At 72.4% G+C, this 18,343-nt stretch carries 18 protein-coding genes; 14 read left to right on the plus strand and 4 right to left on the minus strand.

Annotated elements, in window-relative coordinates; translation table 11 throughout:
- The first annotated feature begins 115 nt into the window (after nucleotides 1–115).
- From E6R60_RS04400 to E6R60_RS04430, 7 genes are all read left to right on the plus strand, one after another.
- A complete protein-coding gene (locus E6R60_RS04400) occupies nucleotides 116–796 on the plus strand; it encodes a TetR family transcriptional regulator (RefSeq protein ID WP_136325070.1) in 681 nt (226 codons plus the stop codon).
- Between the two features lie 217 nt (nucleotides 797–1,013).
- Nucleotides 1,014–2,225 (plus strand): alpha/beta hydrolase, encoded by a 1,212-nt coding sequence (locus E6R60_RS04405; RefSeq protein WP_136325071.1) that lies wholly within the window; start codon nucleotides 1,014–1,016, stop codon nucleotides 2,223–2,225.
- 115 nt (nucleotides 2,226–2,340) lie between these two features.
- Nucleotides 2,341–3,300 (plus strand): DUF4429 domain-containing protein, encoded by a 960-nt coding sequence (locus E6R60_RS04410; RefSeq protein ID WP_136325072.1) that lies wholly within the window; start codon nucleotides 2,341–2,343, stop codon nucleotides 3,298–3,300.
- Nucleotides 3,301–3,423: 123 nt separating this feature from the next.
- Nucleotides 3,424–4,812 carry a sensor histidine kinase gene (locus tag E6R60_RS04415; RefSeq protein ID WP_240802390.1) on the plus strand — a complete coding sequence of 463 codons (1,389 nt, stop codon included), beginning with the start codon at nucleotides 3,424–3,426 and terminating at the stop codon, nucleotides 4,810–4,812.
- Nucleotides 4,809–5,507 carry a response regulator transcription factor gene (locus E6R60_RS04420; protein ID WP_136325074.1) on the plus strand — a complete coding sequence of 233 codons (699 nt, stop codon included), beginning with the start codon at nucleotides 4,809–4,811 and terminating at the stop codon, nucleotides 5,505–5,507. Before E6R60_RS04415 ends, E6R60_RS04420 begins: the two co-directional genes overlap by 4 nt.
- A 376-nt stretch (nucleotides 5,508–5,883) precedes the next feature.
- Complete coding sequence (locus tag E6R60_RS04425; protein ID WP_136325075.1) at nucleotides 5,884–6,927, plus strand: alpha/beta hydrolase; 1,044 nt, start codon at nucleotides 5,884–5,886, stop codon at nucleotides 6,925–6,927.
- Complete coding sequence (locus E6R60_RS04430) at nucleotides 6,927–8,135, plus strand: acyltransferase (protein ID WP_136325076.1); 1,209 nt, start codon at nucleotides 6,927–6,929, stop codon at nucleotides 8,133–8,135. Before E6R60_RS04425 ends, E6R60_RS04430 begins: the two co-directional genes overlap by 1 nt.
- A gap of 145 nt (nucleotides 8,136–8,280) precedes the next feature.
- Here E6R60_RS04430 and E6R60_RS04435 read toward each other — a convergent pair whose 3' ends face one another.
- Complete coding sequence (locus E6R60_RS04435; RefSeq protein WP_136325077.1) at nucleotides 8,281–9,297, minus strand: aldo/keto reductase; 1,017 nt, start codon at nucleotides 9,295–9,297, stop codon at nucleotides 8,281–8,283.
- Nucleotides 9,297–9,764 carry a MerR family transcriptional regulator gene (locus E6R60_RS04440; RefSeq protein ID WP_136325078.1) on the minus strand — a complete coding sequence of 156 codons (468 nt, stop codon included), beginning with the start codon at nucleotides 9,762–9,764 and terminating at the stop codon, nucleotides 9,297–9,299. The genes E6R60_RS04435 and E6R60_RS04440 overlap by 1 nt, the downstream gene beginning before the upstream one ends.
- Nucleotides 9,765–9,889: 125 nt before the next feature.
- Between E6R60_RS04440 and E6R60_RS04445 the strand changes: the two genes are divergently transcribed.
- Genes E6R60_RS04445 through E6R60_RS04455 form a run of 3 tightly spaced genes read left to right on the plus strand, consistent with a single transcriptional unit; the run spans nucleotide 9,890 to nucleotide 12,521 of the window.
- Nucleotides 9,890–10,432, plus strand: a complete 543-nt coding sequence (locus E6R60_RS04445) for a transcriptional regulator (protein ID WP_136325079.1) — start codon at nucleotides 9,890–9,892, stop codon at nucleotides 10,430–10,432.
- A complete protein-coding gene (locus E6R60_RS04450) occupies nucleotides 10,429–11,670 on the plus strand; it encodes an MFS transporter (RefSeq protein WP_136325080.1) in 1,242 nt (413 codons plus the stop codon). Before E6R60_RS04445 ends, E6R60_RS04450 begins: the two co-directional genes overlap by 4 nt.
- 35 nt (nucleotides 11,671–11,705) lie before the next feature.
- Entirely contained in the window at nucleotides 11,706–12,521 is an 816-nt protein-coding gene (locus E6R60_RS04455; protein ID WP_136325081.1) for a serine hydrolase domain-containing protein, read from the plus strand.
- Here E6R60_RS04455 and E6R60_RS04460 read toward each other — a convergent pair.
- Complete coding sequence (locus E6R60_RS04460) at nucleotides 12,487–12,960, minus strand: ATP-binding protein (RefSeq protein ID WP_136325082.1); 474 nt, start codon at nucleotides 12,958–12,960, stop codon at nucleotides 12,487–12,489. The two genes, E6R60_RS04455 and E6R60_RS04460, sit on opposite strands and share 35 nt — an antisense overlap.
- Nucleotides 12,961–13,044: 84 nt before the next feature.
- Here E6R60_RS04460 and E6R60_RS04465 point away from each other — a divergent pair, with 84 nt between their 5' ends.
- From E6R60_RS04465 to E6R60_RS04475, 3 genes are all read left to right on the plus strand, one after another.
- Nucleotides 13,045–13,893 carry a helix-turn-helix transcriptional regulator gene (locus E6R60_RS04465; RefSeq protein WP_136325083.1) on the plus strand — a complete coding sequence of 283 codons (849 nt, stop codon included), beginning with the start codon at nucleotides 13,045–13,047 and terminating at the stop codon, nucleotides 13,891–13,893.
- Nucleotides 13,853–14,125 (plus strand): DUF397 domain-containing protein, encoded by a 273-nt coding sequence (locus tag E6R60_RS04470; protein ID WP_136325084.1) that lies wholly within the window; start codon nucleotides 13,853–13,855, stop codon nucleotides 14,123–14,125. Before E6R60_RS04465 ends, E6R60_RS04470 begins: the two co-directional genes overlap by 41 nt.
- A gap of 575 nt (nucleotides 14,126–14,700) precedes the next feature.
- Nucleotides 14,701–15,246, plus strand: a complete 546-nt coding sequence (locus E6R60_RS04475) for a hypothetical protein (RefSeq protein WP_136325085.1) — start codon at nucleotides 14,701–14,703, stop codon at nucleotides 15,244–15,246.
- Between the two features lie 65 nt (nucleotides 15,247–15,311).
- Here E6R60_RS04475 and E6R60_RS04480 read toward each other — a convergent pair whose 3' ends face one another.
- Nucleotides 15,312–17,480: an alkaline phosphatase family protein gene (locus E6R60_RS04480; protein WP_240802391.1), complete on the minus strand. Its 2,169-nt coding sequence runs from the start codon at nucleotides 17,478–17,480 to the stop codon at nucleotides 15,312–15,314.
- Between the two features lie 244 nt (nucleotides 17,481–17,724).
- Between E6R60_RS04480 and E6R60_RS04485 the strand changes: the two genes are divergently transcribed.
- Nucleotides 17,725–18,318, plus strand: a complete 594-nt coding sequence (locus E6R60_RS04485) for a GNAT family N-acetyltransferase (RefSeq protein ID WP_136325086.1) — start codon at nucleotides 17,725–17,727, stop codon at nucleotides 18,316–18,318.
- The last annotated feature ends 25 nt before the right edge of the window (nucleotides 18,319–18,343 follow it).

Here is an 18,343-nt window from a genome sequence, read left to right on the forward strand (position 1 = left end):
GCGGGAGGTTAGTGTCAGTCACTGACAGTTGACAAACCAATTCACAAGTCAGTAACTGTCATGTGGCTCACAGGTAAGCTGAGCCGGACAAAGCAGGGAAAAGAGGACCGCTTCAGTGACCGACGGGCAGCGAGCCACAGGCAGGCCGGCCGGACTGCGTGAACGCAAGAAACAGCGCACCCGGGACGCCCTGCTACGCGCCGCCCTCGGCCTCTTCGTCACCCAGGGGTACGAGGAGACCACCGTCGACGAGATCGCCGACGCCGTCGAGGTCTCCCAGCGCACCTTCTTCCGCTACTTCGCGGGCAAGGAGTCGGCCGCCTTCGCCGTCCAGGAGATGGTGGAGTCGCACTTCCTCCTCGAACTGCGCCAACGCCCCGCCGCCGAACCCCCTTTCGAGGCCATGCGGCACGCCGTCCTCTGCGCCTGGAACAGTATCGGAGAGGCGATCGAGGCCATCATCCCGGTCGAACTCCACATGCGGACCTACCAGATGATCGAATCGACGCCCTCCCTGCTCGCCGCCCACATGCGCCGCAGCGTCGCCCTGGAGGAGCAGATCGCCGCACTGATCGCCGAGCGCGAGGGCCTGGACCTGGCCCGGGACCCCCGGCCGCGGGTCGCCGTCGCCGCGTTCTCCGGGGTGATGCGGGTGACCGGGCAGCTGTGGGGACGGGGCCGCGACGGCAGCATGGACGCGCTGCGGGCGCTGACCGAGACGTATCTGGACCAGTTGGGCCCCGCGCTCGCCGGGGACTGGCGCGCCCACCCGGCCGAGACCGCGCACCTCAACTGAGGCGGCATGTGCCGCACGCCTCAGTACGGGACATGACCGACGTCACAACAGGCGGGCGACGAGGCCCCGATGAGGCCCGTCGGCGGCTTCCGGCGCGGCGGAGCGTGCGCCAGGACCGTACGCAGGGTGAGGAAAACGCGGCTTCATTCCCCGCACCCAGGTGATGTGCGTCACCCGCTTACCGAAGCCCTACGCGCGTCTCCTAATGTGTGCCGAAGTGACTTCCTTCGACTCCTCCCCCACACTCACCGCCTGGCGGGCTCTTCTCGCCATCGCGGTCGTGTTCGTGATGCTGGCGACCACCGGTTGGACCGCCGTGCGTCACCAGCACTCCGCCGCGCCGCGCACGGTCGCCCTCGCCTCCTGGGCCAAGGGGTCGATAGCGGGACGCCCGCTGCCCGCGGCGGACGCGCCCGCGTACAAGCTGGCGCACTTCTTCGCCTCGCTCACGGACGCCCAGCAGGCCGGCCTGGCCCGGTCCTACCCCCTGGTGGTGGGGAACCTGAACGGCGCCCCGGTCACCCTGCGTTACCAGGCCAACCGGCTCGCGCTGGAGCAGGCCCGCACGGCCGAGGAGGCCCGGGTCAACGACCCGAGGCTCTCCCCCGACGGCCGCTCCGACGCACAGCACCGGGTGGACCGCTTCCGGTCGATGCTCGCCGAGGGCCGGCACTTCCTCGCGTTCGACCCGTCGGGCCGCGGCCACGCCGCCGAGGTGTTCGGCGACCTCGAGCGGGCCGCACGCGTCTCGGTGGTCGTCCCGGGTGTCGACACGAACCTGCTGACGCTGGAGCGCACCGGGAGCAAGACGAACGCCGCCCCCGTCGGCATGGCCAAGTCCTTGTACGCGGCCGAGCACTCCGGGCATCCGGACGTCCGCACCGCGGTGATCGCCTGGGCCGACTACACCGCGCCCGCGGGCATCGGCATGGACGCGGCGCTGGGCAACCTCGCCGCACGCGGGGCGGTCCGCCTCGACGCACTCGTCGGCGCCCTCCCGGGGACCGCTCCCGTCTCGTTGTTCTGCCACAGCTACGGCTCCGTCCTGTGCGGCGTCGCCGCGGACGAACTGCCCCGCCGGGTGACGGACATCGCGGTCGCGGGAAGCCCCGGCATGCGGGCCGACAACGCCGGCCAGCTGCACACCCGGGCCAACGTCTGGGCGATGCGGGACCGCGACGACTGGATCGCGGACGTGCCGAACCTGGAGTTCGGGGGCCTGGGCCACGGAGCCGACCCGGTGGATCCGGACTTCGGCGCCCGCATCGCGTCGGCGGGCGAGGCGGTCGGACACAGCGGCTACTTCGAGCCGGGAACCGAGAGCCTCGGCAACTTCGCCGCGATCGGCGCGGGCGCCTACGCCTCCGTGACCTGCGCGAAGTCCGACAGCGGCTGCCACGAACAGATTTCCGGCCACACGTCCGCCTGACGCGCGTAAAGACGGCCCGAACGGGTCCGACGCGCGTAGAAGACCGCGACCGGCCACGAATTGACCCGGTCTCCGAGGGGCGACGCGCGGGCAAGTGCCGCATACGATGAGGCACATGGGTGATGTGCTGGCCGGAATTCATGCCACCTGGGAGTTCGACGCCGACTCCGTGCTCATCCGCTTCGAACGGGGTATCCGTACGCCGAGGCTCCTGCAGAGCCTCCGTGAGCGCCGCGTCCCGCACGCGGCGCTGTCGTCGGTGACGCTGACCCCGGGCAAGCGGGGCACGGTGGTGCTGCGTGCGGTCCCCAGACCCGGTGCCGATCCACTCCTGGAGGCGGCGGCCGGGCAGCTGAAGGACGGCTGCGACCCGTACCGCCTGGTGCTCCCCGCCGAGCGCGAGACGCTCGCCGAGTACTACGCGGACGAGCTGCGCGCGCGCCTGGGCCCCGAGGCGGGCGAGCCCGCGGACCGGTTCCTGGTCGCGGCCCCCGAGGCGCCGATGCACTTCAAGGCGTACGACGGCAGGGCCAGCTTCGACGGGGACCGGATCTCCTTCCGGTGGTTCTGGACGGGCGCCTCCTCGGAGAAGTGGAAGGCGGGCGACCAGACGTTCCCGGTCACCGAACTGAGCGGCGTCGAGTGGCGTTCCCCCGAGGCCTTCGAGGGCTATCTGCGGCTGGTGCCGCGTGTGCCCGCGCCCTCCGATCCGGCCTCCGCCACGGGCGCCGGCTCCTCCGCCTGCGGGCCGGGTGCGGGTCTGCTGACGAGCACCGCCCCGAGCGCGCAGCCGCTGGAGGCGCGTCCGGCCCGGGCGGACCAGGACCCGGCCGCGGTGATCTTCGGCCTGGGCTACGGCCCGGTGCACGAGTCGCTGCCCTTCGCCGCGGCCGTACTGGAGTCCGTCCGCAGGAAGCAGTCCGCCCCCGTCGCGGCCGCCCTGGTGAGTCCGGGGCGCCGGGACCCGGCGGACATCGCCGAGCGGATTCGCCATCTCGGGGAGCTGCACCAGGCGGGTCTGGTGACGGACGACGAGTTCAGCGCGAAGAAGGCGCAGCTGCTGGCCGAGCTGTGATCCGTACGCGAGCGTCCCGCACCGGCGCACGCGGGTCATACCTCGGTACGACACCGGCCGCGGCGGAACCGGAACCCCGGTATGACGCCGACGGACGGCTTCGCTGCCTACCCTGATCAGGCCATGCCCCCCTCCTCACCGCCCCCGCAGTCATCGCCGCCGCCCGTTCCCCCGCACCCGCCGGCGGACGGTCTGCTGAGCGCCGCCCGCCGCAATCTGCGGGAGACCGGCCACGCGCTGTCCCATCCCTCGCATCCCCCGACGCCGCTCCTGGCCGACGCCCCGAGGCAGTGGCAGCGACTGCTGCCGTACGTCGCCGTGCTCACCCTCGTCGCCATCTTCCTCCCGGTCACGATCACCGTTCTGAGCGACCAGTACGGCCTGAACGGCGGCATCGCGGCCGCGCTCGCCGTCGGGCAGGCCGTGCCGCTCCTGATGCTGGCGCACCGCCCGTTGCAGGCCTGGTGGATCATCTTCCCCGCCCACGTCGCGGGCGCGGTGGTGCTGCTCGGGCAGGACGGCGGGCAGGACAGCGCATGGCCGTGGACCCCGCCGGGCTTCGTCAGCTACCTCTTCCTGCTCCTGGCGCTGGGCCTGCGTGAGGGCCGGCGGACCCTCGTCGGGGTGTGGCTGGCGACCGGCGCCGCCGGGCTCGTCCTGTATCTGGTCTCCTCGCACCGCGGCAGCGACAACTCGCTCCTGCTGGTCATCCTCGGCGCCGTGGTCCTGGTGATCGGCGCGACGGTGCGGGAGCGGGGCGACGCGCAGCGCCGGCTCGCCGAGCAGGAGACCATCAGCGAGGCCGAGCGGGCGCAGCGCACGCTGCTGGAGGAGCGGACCAGGATCGCCCGCGAGCTCCACGACGTGGTCGCCCACCACATGTCGGTGATCACGGTCCAGGCCGACTCCGCCCCGTACCGGCTGAGCGGCGGGCTCTCGGACGAGGCCCGGGAGGAGTTCGCGTCGATCGCCGCGAGCGCTCGGGAGTCCCTCGCCGAGATGCGGCGCCTGCTGACGGTGCTGCGCAGCGAGGGCACGGAGGGCGAGCGGGCGCCTCAGCCGGGGCTCGACCGGGTGCAGCAGCTGGTGGAGGCGACGGTACGGGCGGGGCTGCCGGCCGAGCTGTCGATGCCCGCCGGGCTGGAGGGCGTACCGCCGGCGGTGGACCTGTCGGCGTACCGGATCGTGCAGGAGGCCCTGGCCAATGTGGTCCGGCACGCGCCGGGCGCCCGGACCCGCGTGTCGATCGGTTCCGACGGTTCCGACGGGGCGCATCTGACGGTGCTGGTCGTCAACGGTCCTCCGGTGCACACGGGTTCGTCGCTCTCCCCGCACACCCCCGTGGAGACGACGGGCACGGGGCACGGGCTGATCGGCATGCGCGAACGCGTACGGTTGACCGGCGGAACGCTGGAGACCGGGCCCCTGCCGGACGGCGGATTCCGGGTGGCCGCCCGGCTTCCCCTCGCTCCGCCCTCGTCCGCCCCCCTGCCGAATCCGGAGGACTCGTGACCATCCGTGTGATCATCGTCGACGACCAGGCCATGGTGCGGGCGGGATTCGCGGCCCTGCTGTCGGCGCAGGCCGACATCGACGTGGTCGGCGAGGCGCCGGACGGCCGCCAGGGCGTCGACGTCAGCCGCCACACCCATCCGGACGTGGTCCTGATGGATGTGCGGATGCCCGAGATGGACGGCCTGGCGGCGGCGCGCGAGCTGCTGAACCCGCCGGTGGGCGTGGTGCACGTGCCGAAGGTGCTGATGCTCACCACCTTCGACGTGGACGACTACGTGTACGAGGCGCTGCGCGCCGGCGCGTCCGGCTTCCTGCTGAAGGACGCCCCGCCGGCGGACCTCATCTCGGCGGTCCGGGTGGTGGCGGCGGGCGACGCGCTGCTGGCCCCGTCCGTGACGCGCCGCCTGATCGCGGACTTCGCCCGGCAGCGGCCGGCCGGGGCCACGCGCGGCGGCCAGGCCCTGCGGCTGAACGGACTGACCCCCCGCGAGACGGAGGTGCTGGAGCTGATGGCGCGCGGGCTCTCGAACCAGGAGATCGCGGGACAGCTGGTGCTGGCGGAGCAGACGGTGAAGACCCACATCGGGCGGGTGCTGGCCAAACTGGACCTGCGCGACCGAGCCCAGGCGGTGATCTTCGCGTACGAGGCGGGGCTGGTGGTACCGGGCGCGTCCGGCCCGCCCGGCGATTGAGGGCATCTCCCGAGCCCGTGCGGCGGGTGAGGCACCTCTGAACCCGTGCGGCGGGTGAGGCACCTCTGAACCCGTGCGGCGGTTGAGAACGAAGCGGCCCGGCGGACCGCCCCGCCCGAAGCGAGCGGCCTGCACGAAGCAAGCTGCCCCGGCGGTCCACCCAGACGAAGCGAGCCGCCTGCCGCCCCCGCGGACCACCCCGGACGAAGCCAGCCGCCCGCCGCCGCCCCGGGCGGAACCCGTACACCCCCTACCCCGGTATCACCCCGCAGTTGGCCCTCCGGTGTGACGCCCCCTCACCCGTCGTCTTCCTACCTTCCTCCTCGACGCGCCGCACGGCGTGCGGGAGCCGGTTCAGCCGGAGAGGGAGGGTCGGATGCGCCGCTATGCGAGGACCTTGGTCGCGGTCGCCCTGGCGACCACCATCGTGTCGGGGACGGTCGGCTGGGCCTCGGGGAACGCCCAACAGGCGCTGACCGGGCCGCCGCCCGGCACCGCCGCCTGGCGGTCGGATCACGTGCTGGGCCGGGAGCTGCCCGACCCGGAACGGGCCACCCCCGCACAAGTGGCGCGGTTCTTCGACGGGTTGAGCGCGAAGGAACGGCAGTTGCTGATCACCCGGCATCCGCTCGTCGTCGGCAACCTCGACGGCGTACCCGTCGCACTGCGCTACCGGGCCAACGCCCTCGCCCTGAAGGCCGGCCACGACCCCCGGTACGCGAGCCTCGGCGCCGACCCCCACCGCCGGATCCTCGCGTTCGACCCCCGGGGACGCGGTCAAGTCGCCGAGGTCTTCGGGGACTTGACGACAGCCCGCCGGGTGTCCGTCGTGGTGCCGGGTTCGGACATCGACGCCGGGACCTTCGACCGTACGCATGATGTGTACGGGACGCCGGCCGGCATGGCCAGGTCGCTGTACGCGGAGACCGGGCCGGGCAGCGCGGTGATCGCCTGGGCCGGGTACACCACGCCCGTCGGCGTCGGCGTGGACGCCGCGACGGGCTCGCTCGCCGAGGCCGGTGCGGACCGCCTGACCCGGTTCACGGACGGGCTCGCCGCGACCGGCGTGCCCGCGCCCACGGTGTTCTGCCACAGCTACGGCTCCGTCGTCTGCGGCCTCGCCGCTCCCCGCCTGCGCGCCCGCGACCTGGTCGTCCTCGGGTCCCCCGGGATGCGCGCCGACAACGTCGGCGACCTGCACACCCGCGCCCGGGTGTGGGCCGCCAAGGACCCCGACGACTGGATCGACGACGTGCCGAACGTCGAGTTCGCCGGGCTGGGCCACGGGGCCGACCCGACCTCCGCCGGGTTCGGCGCCCGCCGGGTGCCCGCCGGTGACGCCCACGGGCACACCGGCTACTTCGCGCCCGGCACCCAGTCCCTGCACGCCTTCGCCGCGATCGCGGACGGGGAGCTGTGATGAGCGTGCGCGAGCTCGCCTCCCGTATCGGGGCCCGCACCCCCGCCCACCGCGACCGCGCCCTCGACGGACTGCGCGCCCTCGCCCTGCTCGCCGTACCGACCGGGCACTGGCTGCTCGGCGGGTTCCGGCTCGACGGCGGCGGGGCCCTGCACAACGCCAGCCCGCTCTCGGCCTTCGGCTCGCTCGCCCCGTTCAGCTGGGTGCTCCAGATGCTGGGCGTCTTCTTCCTGGTCGGCGGCTACGCCTCGGTGCTCTCGTACCGCCGGAGGAAGTCCACGACGGGGGCCTGGCTGCGGGGCCGGATGGCCCGCCTCGGCCGGCCGGTGCTCGGGGTGACGGCCGTCTGGGCGGCGATGATCCCGGTGCTCCACTCGCTCGGGGTGCCGGGCGACACCTTGCGGACGGGTTCGACGCTGGTGATCCAGCCGCTCTGGTTCGTCGGCGTGTACGCGGTGGTGACCGCGCTGACGCCGTACTGCATCCGCGCGGCGAGGAGGCTCGGCGGCTGGGCCGCGGCCCCGCTGCTCGGCGGGGTCGCCGTCGTCGACGTGCTGCGCTACGGGCCGCTCGGCGACGCGATGCCCTCCTGGCTGAGCGTGCTGAACATCGTTCCCGGCTGGCTCTTCGCGTACCAGCTGGGCGTCTCCTGGGGCGAGGGCAGGATCGGGAAGCGGGGCGCCCGGTTCCTGCTCGTCGGCGGTGGCGTGCTGTTCGCGGCCCTGCTGCTGGTCTTCCACTACCCGGCGTCCATGGTCGGGGTGCCGGGCGCAGCGCGTACCAACTCGCATCCGCCGTCGCTGCTGGTCCTCGCCCTGGCCGCCACGCAGAGCGGTGCGGCGATCCTGCTGCACGGCCGGATCGGCCGGCTGCTGCGCAGACCGCTGGTGTGGGCGCCGGTCGTCATGGTCAACCTGTCGGCGATGACGATCCTGTGCTGGCACCAGACGGCGATGCTCGCCGCGGCCGTGCCGGCGTCGTTCGCGGGCGCGGTACCCGGCCTGACGACCGGCCCCGACACGCTCGGCTGGGTCCTGGCCCGGCTGGCCTGGATGCCGGTGTTCGCGGGGCTGCTGGTGCTGATCGCCCGCTACGCCCGGCGGTTCGAGGCTCCGTGGAAGGCGGGCACCCGGGCCGCGGCCGCCCGCCGGGCCGTGGCGGGGGTGCTCGCGGCGGGATTCGCGGTCTTCGCGCTGGGGATGGCGTGAGGCCTTCCGCCCCGGGGGCGGACGCAGGAGCGCGCGGGGCGGGGCCGGGCACAGAACCGCGGCCCGCCGGGCTCGCGGCCGCGTCGGCCCGACAGCGGTCAACGCGTCGCTCTCTCCGCCGCCCCGGCCCCCGCCCCGCCGTCTGCTACTCGCGGGCCGTGGCCGTGTTGCTCATGTCCGGGTAGCGGTCCCCCGCCACCTTGTCGGCGATCGGCTCCAGCAGTGCCAGTTCCTCGGCCGACAGCGTGAGCCGGGTGGCCCCGAGGTTCTCCAGCAGCCGGCTGCTCTTGCGGGTGCCGGGGATCGGCACCACGGTCAGCCCGTGCACCTGGGCGCGCTGCTGCACCCAGGCGAGCGCGACCTGGGCGGCGGTCGCCCCGTGTGCGGCGGCGATCTTGTGGACCGGCTCCAGCAGCGCGGCGTTCGTCTTCGCGTTGTCGCCGGTGAAGCGCGGCTGGAACTTCCGGAAGTCGTTCCCCGCCAGCTCCTTGCCCGCGTCCGTGAACGCCCCGGTCAGGAAGCCGCGGCCGAGCGGCGAGTACGGCACCAGGGCCACACCCAGCTCGACGGCGGCGGGCACGGCACTGCGCTCGACGTCGCGGCTGAAAAGCGACCACTCGGACTGGAGGGCCGCGATGGGGTGCACGGCGTGCGCCTCGCGCAGTTCCGCGCCGGTCACCTCGCTCAGCCCGAGGTGCTTGACCTTGCCCTGCCGCACCAGTTCGGCCATCGCGCCGACGGACTCCGCCAGCGGCACGGACGGGTCGCGGCGGTGCATGTAGTAGAGGTCGATGACGTCGGTGCCCAGCCGGCGCAGGCTGTTCTCGACCGCCTGCCGGATGTACGCGGGGTCGTTACGCACGCCGCGGTAGTGCGGGTCGTCGTCGCGCCGCTCGATGGCGTACTTCGTGGCGAGGGTGATCTCGTCGCGGTGCGCCCCGACGAAGGGCGCGAGGAACGTCTCGTTGGCGCCGCTGCCGTAGATGTCGGCGGTGTCGAAGAGCGTGACGCCCGCGCCGAGGGCCGTCTCCAGCGTTTCGCGTGCCGCGGCCTCGTCGGTGTCGCCGTAGAACTCGCTCATGCCCATGCAGCCGAGGCCCTGGACGCCGACCTGCGGGCCGCCGCTGCCGAGCTCCACGGTGGCGATCTTGTTGTCAGTCATCAGGCACTGGGCCTTTCCGGCACCCGAGGGGCGCCTGCGTAGAACTCGATCTTGTAGTCGAGGACGGCGAGGGTGTCGTGGAGCTCCGCGATCCGCGTCCTCACGTCGCGGCGGGTCGCCTCCAGCAGTTCCCTGCGTTCTTCGAAGGTGTGCTCGCCCTCACGCACCAGCTCCGCGTAACGCACCATGTCGGCGACCGGCATCCCGGTCAGCCGCAGCTTGCCGACGAAGGCGAGCCAGTCCAGGTCGGCGTTGGTGAAGCGGCGCTGTCCCGTGTGGGAACGGTCGACGTGCGGCATCAGCCCGATCCGCTCGTACCAGCGCAGGGTGTGAGCGCTCAGCCCCGTGAAGGCGGCCACCTCGCTGATGGTGTAGCGGTCCTGGCCCGCGGGACGCGGATGGGGCCGGGGGGCCGAGGCGCAGGCGTCCACCCCCGGCGAAGCGATCTCAGTCTCCGTCACCGTCATGCCCTCCACGCTAGAACCCTGGAGTGCACTCTAAGCAAGCACTGCCGGAGACGAGTTTCAGCCACACCGATCCCGTACGCCCTCCCCCCTTGCGCAATGGTCAAGAAGTGTTGACCATTGAGCGCATGCCACCTACCGACGATCTGCCCGAGACCTTTCACGTCACCACGGACGAGCAGCTGCGCGCCGTCTCCAACCTCACCCGCCACCGGATCATGGCGGTACTCCGCTTCGAGCCCGCGACGATCACGCAGATCGCCGCCCGGGTGGGCCTCGCCAAGGGAAGCTCCAGCTACCACGTGCGGCTGCTGGAGCGGGCCGGCCTGGTGAAGGTGGTGCGGACACGGAAGGTCCGGGGCGTCACCGAGCGGTACTACGCGATGGCCGCCCGGTCGATCGAGCTGCCCGATCCGGGCGAGGGAGGGCCGGATCTGCTGATGCGGCACGCGGTGGCAGACCTGGAAGCGTCGCCCGCGGACGGCGAGCGGCACGTACGGATGGCACACCTGCGGCTCACCGACGAGCAGTTCGCGGAACTGGGTGCGCGGCTCCAGGCACTGGCGGACGAGTACCGGAAGCTGTCCGACCCCTCGCTGCCGGACACGTCACTCGTCTTCGCCCTGTTCCACCCGGCGTCGCGCGGGCAGGCCGGAGGTGAGGACGAGTGACCACCGACCTGAAGGAGAGACTCCCCTCCGGCTTCGGACGGCTCTGGACCGCGCAGACGGTGTCCTCGCTCGGCGACGGGGTGACGCACGGCGCGCTGCCGCTGCTCGCGCTCACGCTGACGCGGGACCCGATGGCCCTCGCCGTGGTCACCGCCGCCGGCACGCTGCCGTGGCTGCTCTTCGGGGTGCTCGGCGGCGCGCTCGTGGACCGCTGGGACCGCCGGCGCACGATGTGGGTCGCGGACGCCGCGCGTACGGCGCTGCTCGCGATACCCGCCGGAGCGGCCGCGCTCGACGCGCTGAGCATTCCGCTGCTCGCCGCCGTCGCCTTCCTGCTCGGCATCGGCGGACTGTTCTTCGACACGGCCGCCACGGCGTATCTGCCGGACCTCCTCGGCCGCGACCCCGCCCTCCTGGAGCGCGCCAACTCCCGTCTGCGCGGCACCCAGACCGCCGCGTCCGGCTTCGCGGGGCCGCCCGCCGGCAGTGCGCTGCTCGCCCTCGGGCGGGCGGTCCCGCTGCTCGCCGACGCACTGTCGTTCGCGATCTCCGCGGTGCTCGTACGGTCACTGCCCGCCGCGCCCCTGCCCGTACTGGAGGCCCGCGAGTCGCTGCTGCGGCAGGCCCGCGCCGGGGCCTCGTACGTCTTCCGGGACCGGCTGCTGCTCGGGCTCGCGCTCCGTCCGGCGGTGGGGAACGTCGCCTTCCTCGCCGTGGAGACCGTGCTCGCCCTCTTCGCCCACGACCGTCTGGGCATCGGCTCCTTCGGCTTCGGTCTGCTCCTCACGGCGGAAGCAGCCGGCGGCCTGCTCGGCGCGGGCATCGCCTCCTTCCTCGGCCGGCGACTCGGCACCGGCACCGCGCTGACCTGCACGGCCGCCGTCGAAGGACTCGCCATCCTGGGGCTCGCCGCCGCCCCGAACCCGTACGTGGCCGGGCTCTCGCTCGCCGTCTGCGGGGCGGGCATGGGCGCCACGATGGTGCTCGGTCCCTCCCTGCGGCAGGCGATCGTCCCGGCCCACCTGATGGGACGGGTCGCCTCCACCTCCCGCATGCTCGCGATGTGCGCCGCCCCGTTCGGCGCGTTCCTCGGCGGCTGGCTGGCCACCACGTACGACCTGCGGACCCCGCTCTACGCCGCCGCCGGCCTCCTCCTCACCATGACCGCCGTCACGGCGACCATGACCGGCAACCGCCGCGTCGAGGCGGCGCTGCGCGCCGCGGCACCGGCCTCATGACGCCCCGCCTGCCCGCCGGTCTTAACCTCGTACGTATGCAGAGCCTGGCAATGATCGAGAACTGGCCCGTCCCCACCGCGGCGGCGGCGGTCGTACGAGCGGACGGGACCGTCGCCGGTACGTACGGCCCGACCGCGCACCGCTTCCCCCTCGCCTCCGTCACCAAGCCGCTCGCGGCTTACGCGGCGCTGGTGGCGTACGAGGAGGGCGCGGTCGAGCTGGACGAACCGGCGGGGCCCGAGGGTTCCACGGTCCGGCACCTGCTCGCCCACACCAGCGGCCTCGCGTTCGACGAGCACCGGGTCACGGCCCCGCCCGGCACCCGTCGGCTGTACTCCAACGCGGGCTTCGAGGTCCTCGGCGACCACCTCGCGAAGGCCACCGACATCCCGTTCCCCGAGTACCTCCGCCAGGCGGTGCTGGAGCCCCTGGGCATGACGGCGACGACACTGGACGGCTCCCCCGCCCGCGACGGCGTCTCGACCGTCGAGGACCTGGCGCGCTTCGCGGCGGAGGTGCAGGCGCCCCGGCTCCTCGACCCGCGCACGGTGCTGGAGGCGCAGAGCGTCGTCCACCCCGGGCTCAAGGGCGTGCTGCCGGGCTACGGCCACCAGAACCCCAACGACTGGGGTCTCGGCTTCGAGATCCGGGACCACAAGTCCCCGCACTGGACGGGCGCTTCGTCCTCCCCCGCGACGTTCGGGCACTTCGGCCAGTCGGGCACGTTCCTGTGGATCGACCCGGTGGCGGGCGCGGCCTGCGTGGCGCTCACCGACCGCGCCTTCGGCCCGTGGGCCGCCGAGGTGTGGCCGCCGTTCACGGACGCGGTGCTGGCCGAGCTGAAGGCGTAACCGGCTCCGCGGCGGCGAGGCACTCGAACCACACCGCCTTGCCGCCGCCGTCATGCCGCGCCTCCACACCCCACTTGTCCGTCACGGCGTCCACCAGGAACAGCCCCCGCCCTTCTTCGTCGAGCAGGTCTCCCTCGGCCATGAGGGGCAACCCCGGCCAGTCGTCGGCCACTTCGACGCGTACGCCCCCGCCGCCCGGGAGCCGGAAGATGAAGGTCTGGCAGCGACGGCCGGGAACATGCCGGACGACATTGGCGATCAGCTCGGTCAGTGCGAGCTCCGCCGCGTCGGCCACGCCCGCCAGGCCCCACCCGTTGAGGTAGAGCCGGAGAATGCGCCGCAGATGCCGGGCCGAGTGCTCGCCGATGGCGAAGTCTGCGCGGTAGACGGGCTCGTCGGGCCGGTCGGCCGCGGCCCGGGGAGCAGTTACGTGATTCATGTCACCACTGTGCGAGCGAGTGACTACGCTCGGCTACAACCGGAACCGAACGCCGCGAGGCGTTGCACCTCGGAGGTCCCCGTCGTGGCCAACGTCCAGTCACTCGACCCCAGCGCCTCCCCACTGGACTACTACGGCTGGGAACTGCGCCGCCTACGCGAAGCCGCCGGCCTGAACCAGGCCCAGTTGGGCGAGATCATCTTCTGTACGGGCTCGCTGATCGGCCAGATCGAGACCACGAGGAAGCTGCCCACCCGCGACTTCTCCGAACGCGTCGACGCCGCGCTGGGGACGGACGGAGTGTTCTCCCGGCTGATGGGCCTGGTCCTGCGCAGCCAACTGCCGACCTGGTTCCAGCCGTACGCGGAGATGGAGGCGCGTGCGACGTACATCTCCACGTACCAGGCGCAGTTGGTCTACGGCCTGTTGCAGACGGAGGACTACGCGCGGGCGGTCCTGGCCACCGGGATGCCCGACGATCTGGACGGCCTGCTCGCCGCCCGGATGGAGCGCCAGCGCATCCTGGAGCGCGAACGGCCACCGCTGGCGTGGGCCGTGCTGGACGAGGCGGTGCTGCACCGCTTGGTCGGTGGCCACAAGATCATGCGCGCCCAACTGCACCGATTGTTGGAATTCGCCAACAACCGGTGGATGCAGATCCAGGTGCTGCCCTTCACCGCAGGTGAACACGCCAGCATGGAGGGTTCGTTCACCACCATGCGCTTCGAGGACGACCTCGACATCATCTACACCGAGGACATCATCTCCGGCCATATGACCGCCAGTCCCGACATGGTCCGGGAAGGCTCGCTCCGATACGCTCACCTGCAGGCCGCCGCCCTCTCCGTGGAGGATTCGGCGGCTCTGATCGCCCGCGTGATGGAGGAGCGTTATGGAGACCGGCCCCGACCTGAAGAACGCGCAGTGGCGTAAGTCCAGCTACAGCGGAAGTTCTGGCGGCGAGTGCGTCGAGTGCACCGTGACCGGCGGCGCTGCCTGGCGTAAGTCGTCGTACAGCGGAACGAACGGCGGCGACTGCGTCGAGGTGGCCGACGGCTGCGCGGCCTCCGTGCCCGTCCGCGACAGCAAGAACCCGGGCGGGCCCGTCCTCGTCGTCGGGGCCGACGCCTGGCAGGGATTCGTGGAGGGGCTTTGCGGGGAGTGAACCTCCTCTCGCCCACGACGCCGTGCTCAGCGACATCGACGGCGTGATCCGCCATTGGCCGAGCCACTCGGGCGCGACTTACATGAGTTCGAGACAGCCGCCAAGAGTGAAGACAAGCCCGCACATGGCAACGGCAGTCGCAAGCAGCCGGTAGAGCCGAGCGGAGGGCGCTGTCGCAGAAGGCCCGAGCTCACCACGCGCGTGCATCACCCGCTCGTGGTTGGCCGCGGCCCAGCTCTCCAACCCGCGAGCAACTCCCCGAAAGTTGAGCGCCACCGCTCCCCCCAGGAGAAGGAGAACGGGACCAACGGTCAGAAGCACAACGGCCGTCATGGCACCCCCAGGTGATGTGATGATCACCCGGACCCTAGCAGCGGCCCGGAGATCCGGCCGCCCTCACGCCCCGCCGACCGCTCTTCTCCTGCCGGTCCCCGCCGCGGAGGGCCGCACCTTCCGGCCGGAGGCCTAAAACGCCGGGATCCCGCTATTGAACGCGTTCAATAGCGGGCGTAGGGTGTCGCCGACATGGTCGCAGGGACGGGCAAGGCATGCGCCCGGGGGCCGGGGAGGGCGAGATGGCACATCCGTGGGACTCCCGTCCAGCGAAGCGGCCGGGCGCGGCCCCGTCGTCGGTGTCGATGGCCGTCCTGTGCGTGGTCCTTGCCGCACTCACGCCGGCGTGGGCCGCCTCGCCCGGAGCCCCGTCGGGAGCCGCCGCGCTTCTCCTCGCCCTGGTGGTCGGGCCACCGGCCCTGCTGGGCACGAGCGCGGTGCTGACAGCCGCGTACATCCTGCCGGCCGTGGCCCTGGGGCATCGGTTCGGGCGGCTGGCGGGCCACGGGAGACGGTGGGGGTGGGTGGCTGCCACCACGACGCTGGGGCTGCTGCCCGCGGCCGCCCTGATCACGGTGGTCCGCGTCCTCCAAGGTGCGACCCCCGGGTGGCATGCACTCGCCTTGGCCGGTGCGCTGGGCGCCGTTTCCGCCCCGGCCGCCGTCGCCGTCCACCTCACCTTGATGCGTGAAGACGCGGGAAGGCCTGTCCGGCCGGTCGGCGGCATCGTCCTCTGGGGAACCCTTGCGCTGTCCGCCGAGCTCACGGCGTGCTTGGCCTGCCTCTGATCCGCCCCGGACGGGCAGGGGCCCGGCCCGTCCACGACGCCCTCGCCCGATCCGCGTCCGTCCGCTCAGACCGTCGCCACCCGCCCCGCGTACCGCTGGGTCCACCCCGTCCCCGTGTCGGCGGTGAGCACCACGTCGTAGTAGCCGTGCTCGGTGGGCCAGTGCACGGTCTTGGAGGCGCCGCCGGGGACGGTGTGCGTGAGGGTGCCGCCCGCGTAGTCGTTGGCCTCCAGGGTGTAGCGGACGGGGTGTCTCCCGTCGTTGTGCAGCCGCAGCCTGACCACCCCGCGCCTGCCCCTGACCAACTCCGCTTCCACGCGCGGGATTCCGATGCGCTTCCCGCTCTCGCTCTCGCTCTCGGGGACGACCTGGCCGGCGAAGGAGCGCAGGAAGCCGTCGGGCCCGTAGACGGAGAAGGCGTATCTCCCGTCGGTGGCGTCGGTGTCCCAGGTGTACGAACGCGGGGCCGTCGCCGTCACCGTGTACGGGGTGTTGTCGAACGCGAGGTACTGGTCGGCGAAGACCTGGAGGCTCACCGCCTTGCCCTCCGGGCCGCCGGTCAGCGTCATGGACGCGGTCACCGTGCCGGAGGAGCGGTCCTCGCTGAAGGTGGCGTGCGGGTGGAAGGAGAGTCCGCGCGGCTTCATCCGGTCGCGCGGCGGCTTCGGCGGAGTCCCGGTGACCGGGTCGGCGATGACGACCGGGCCCGGCCTCGGGTGCGCGAAGTCGATCGCGCTGGTCAGGTCGCCGGCGATGGAGCGGCGCCAGTCGGTGATGTTCGGACAGGTGAACGGCTTGCCCAGATGGGCGGCCCAGGTCTCCAGGAACTTCACCGTCGAGGTGTGGTCGAACACCTCCGACGCGACGTAGCCGCCCCGGGTCCACGGCGAGACCAGCAGCATCGGCACCCGGGGGCCGAAGCCGTACGGAGTGGTGCCGGAGAACTCGCCGGGCGTGCCCGCCTCCGGGCGCGGGGGCAGGACGTGGTCGAACTTTCCGTCGTTCTCGTCGTAGGTGATGATCACCAGGGTGTGGTTCCAGATGTCCTCGTTGCTCTGGAGCGTCTTGAGCACCTTGTTCATGTAGCGCTCGCCGTGGACGGTGTCGAAGCCCGGGTGCTCGCTCCACGCGGCGGGCATCACCACCCAGGAGACCTCCGGCAGCGGGTGCTCCGCCCCCGGTTCGCAGGCCGCGATCAGGTCGCGGAGCACGGCGTCGAGGTTCGCCTCGGAGTCGTCGTTGGGCGTGGTGGCGCCCGCGTAGACGAAGGAGTTGGCCTTCCAGATCCTGCCGGTGCCCGGTTCGAGGTCGGCGGCGTCCGCCTTGCGGGGGTCGAAGGCCGCGAAACTGTTGGTGACGTTGCAGCCGTACTCGCCGATGTAGCCGTTCTGGAGGCTGCCGCCGACGCCGTTGCCGCTGTTGTCGGAGTAGACCCGCCAGTCGATACCGGCCTGCTGGAGCTGCTCGGGCACCGTGATCCACGTGCGGCTGTAGTTGTTCTGCCGGGCATTGGTGACCTCGCCGCCCGCCGCACCGGTCATCAGGTAGTACCGGTTCGGAATGGTCGGCCCGTGCAGCGAACAGAAGTTCATGTCGCAGACGGTGTACTGGGAGGCGAGCGAGTACATCCACGGCATGTAGTCGGGGGTGTAGTACCACATGCAGTGGTCGCCCTTGTCCTTCACCCAGGTGTCCCACCGCCCGCCGTTGGCGCCGTAGAAGTTGTGCTTGTCGCTCCAGGTGGCGGTCGAGACCGCGGGCGTCACGATGGTGCCGGTGGCGTCCCGTTGCTGGAAGACGTCGGTGCCGTCCTGGAATCTCAGCACCTGCTTGTCGTGGTGGCCGCGCACCCCGCGCAGCTGACCGAGGTAGTGGTCGAAGGACCGGTTCTCCTGCATCAGGATCACCACGTGCTTCAGGTCGGACATGTCACCGTTGAAGCCCTCGGGCAGGACGTACTCGGCCGCACGGGCCCGCGCCCCGCCGACCGCTTCGGCGACCGGCCCGGCGGCGAGCGCGCCGAGGGTGACGGCGGCCGTCCGGAGCATCCGGCGGCGGGTGATGCGGAGCTCGTCGGCGTGTTCGCGGCCGTCACCCCCGCTCGCACTGTTCTCGACGCTCTCACCGGGCACGCCGTGCACGCCGTGCACGCCGTGCACGCCGTTCTCGGCACTCTCGGCGCTCTCGGTGGTCTCGGCGTCGAGACGTGGGGACTCGAGGGTCTGGAGCGTCATCAGGGGCCTCCGGGGCGGTGATCGGGGGGGCGGGGCGTCGGCGCGTGCCTGCGAAGCTAGGCCGCCGGGACGAACGGCGGGCGAACCAGGGACGTATTCCTGAGGCACCGGCAGATTTCCACGGCCCCGGCGCCAGGTCGAGATGCCGCACGGTGATAGCCGAAACTCGCGCCCCGGCGGTTGGTTGACCAGCACCGTCGCCGGGGTGGCCGGCGGTCGCGCATGGCCGATACTCTCCCCGGCCATGACCGACATAGTCCGCGCCACCGCATCCGACGTCCCGGCGCTCGCCGCCGTCCTGGCCAGCGCCTACGCCGAGGACCCCGTGTGGTCGTGGCTGATGCCGCACGACCGGGACCGCCGGCTGCGGCTGCTGTTCACCGCCCACCTCGCCCAGCAGGTCCCGGCGGGCCGGGTGTGGACGGACCGGGACCGCACGGTGGCGGCGGTCTGGGCGGAGCCCGGCCAGTGGAAACTGCCGGTGACCTACCTGCTGCGCAACGCGGGCACACTCCTGCGGGCGGGCCGGACCCAACTGCCGAGGACCGGTATGCGGTTGCTCGCGCTGGAGCACCGGCACCCGGCCGGTCCCGCGCACTGGTACGTCGAGTACATCGGCACCCACGCGGACGCCCGCGGCACCGGCCGTGGCTCGCGGGTGCTCGGCGGGCTGCTGGAGCAGGCGGACGCGGACGGGCGGCGGCCGGTGTTCCTGGAGTCGAGCAACCCCCGCAACCTGACGTTCTACCGGCGTCACGGTTTCGCCGTGCACGAGGAGATGACGTTCCGGTCCGGGCCGCCGATGTGGTCGATGTGGCGGCGGGAAACCGGCGGTTAAGACTTTGGCACAGCCGGCGGCATCG

It is taken from the genome of Streptomyces sp. A0642 (assembly GCF_004795105.1).
Lineage (GTDB): Bacteria > Actinomycetota > Actinomycetes > Streptomycetales > Streptomycetaceae > Streptomyces.

Bases quoted from the DNA above. Each gene is read 5' to 3' on its own strand.
- E6R60_RS04410 (WP_136325072.1), top strand. From the start codon at position 2,341: ATGGGTGATGTGCTGGCCGGAATTCATGCCACCTGGGAGTTCGACGCC.
- E6R60_RS04415 (WP_240802390.1), top strand. From the start codon at position 3,424: ATGCCCCCCTCCTCACCGCCCCCGCAGTCATCGCCGCCGCCCGTTCCC.
- E6R60_RS04425 (WP_136325075.1), top strand. From the start codon at position 5,884: ATGCGCCGCTATGCGAGGACCTTGGTCGCGGTCGCCCTGGCGACCACC.
- E6R60_RS04430 (WP_136325076.1), top strand. From the start codon at position 6,927: ATGAGCGTGCGCGAGCTCGCCTCCCGTATCGGGGCCCGCACCCCCGCC.
- E6R60_RS04435 (WP_136325077.1), bottom strand. From the start codon at position 9,297: ATGACTGACAACAAGATCGCCACCGTGGAGCTCGGCAGCGGCGGCCCG.
- E6R60_RS04440 (WP_136325078.1), bottom strand. From the start codon at position 9,764: ATGACGGTGACGGAGACTGAGATCGCTTCGCCGGGGGTGGACGCCTGC.
- E6R60_RS04445 (WP_136325079.1), top strand. From the start codon at position 9,890: ATGCCACCTACCGACGATCTGCCCGAGACCTTTCACGTCACCACGGAC.
- E6R60_RS04455 (WP_136325081.1), top strand. From the start codon at position 11,706: ATGCAGAGCCTGGCAATGATCGAGAACTGGCCCGTCCCCACCGCGGCG.
- E6R60_RS04460 (WP_136325082.1), bottom strand. From the start codon at position 12,960: ATGAATCACGTAACTGCTCCCCGGGCCGCGGCCGACCGGCCCGACGAG.
- E6R60_RS04470 (WP_136325084.1), top strand. From the start codon at position 13,853: ATGGAGACCGGCCCCGACCTGAAGAACGCGCAGTGGCGTAAGTCCAGC.
- E6R60_RS04475 (WP_136325085.1), top strand. From the start codon at position 14,701: ATGGCACATCCGTGGGACTCCCGTCCAGCGAAGCGGCCGGGCGCGGCC.
- E6R60_RS04480 (WP_240802391.1), bottom strand. From the start codon at position 17,480: ATGACGCTCCAGACCCTCGAGTCCCCACGTCTCGACGCCGAGACCACC.
- E6R60_RS04485 (WP_136325086.1), top strand. From the start codon at position 17,725: ATGACCGACATAGTCCGCGCCACCGCATCCGACGTCCCGGCGCTCGCC.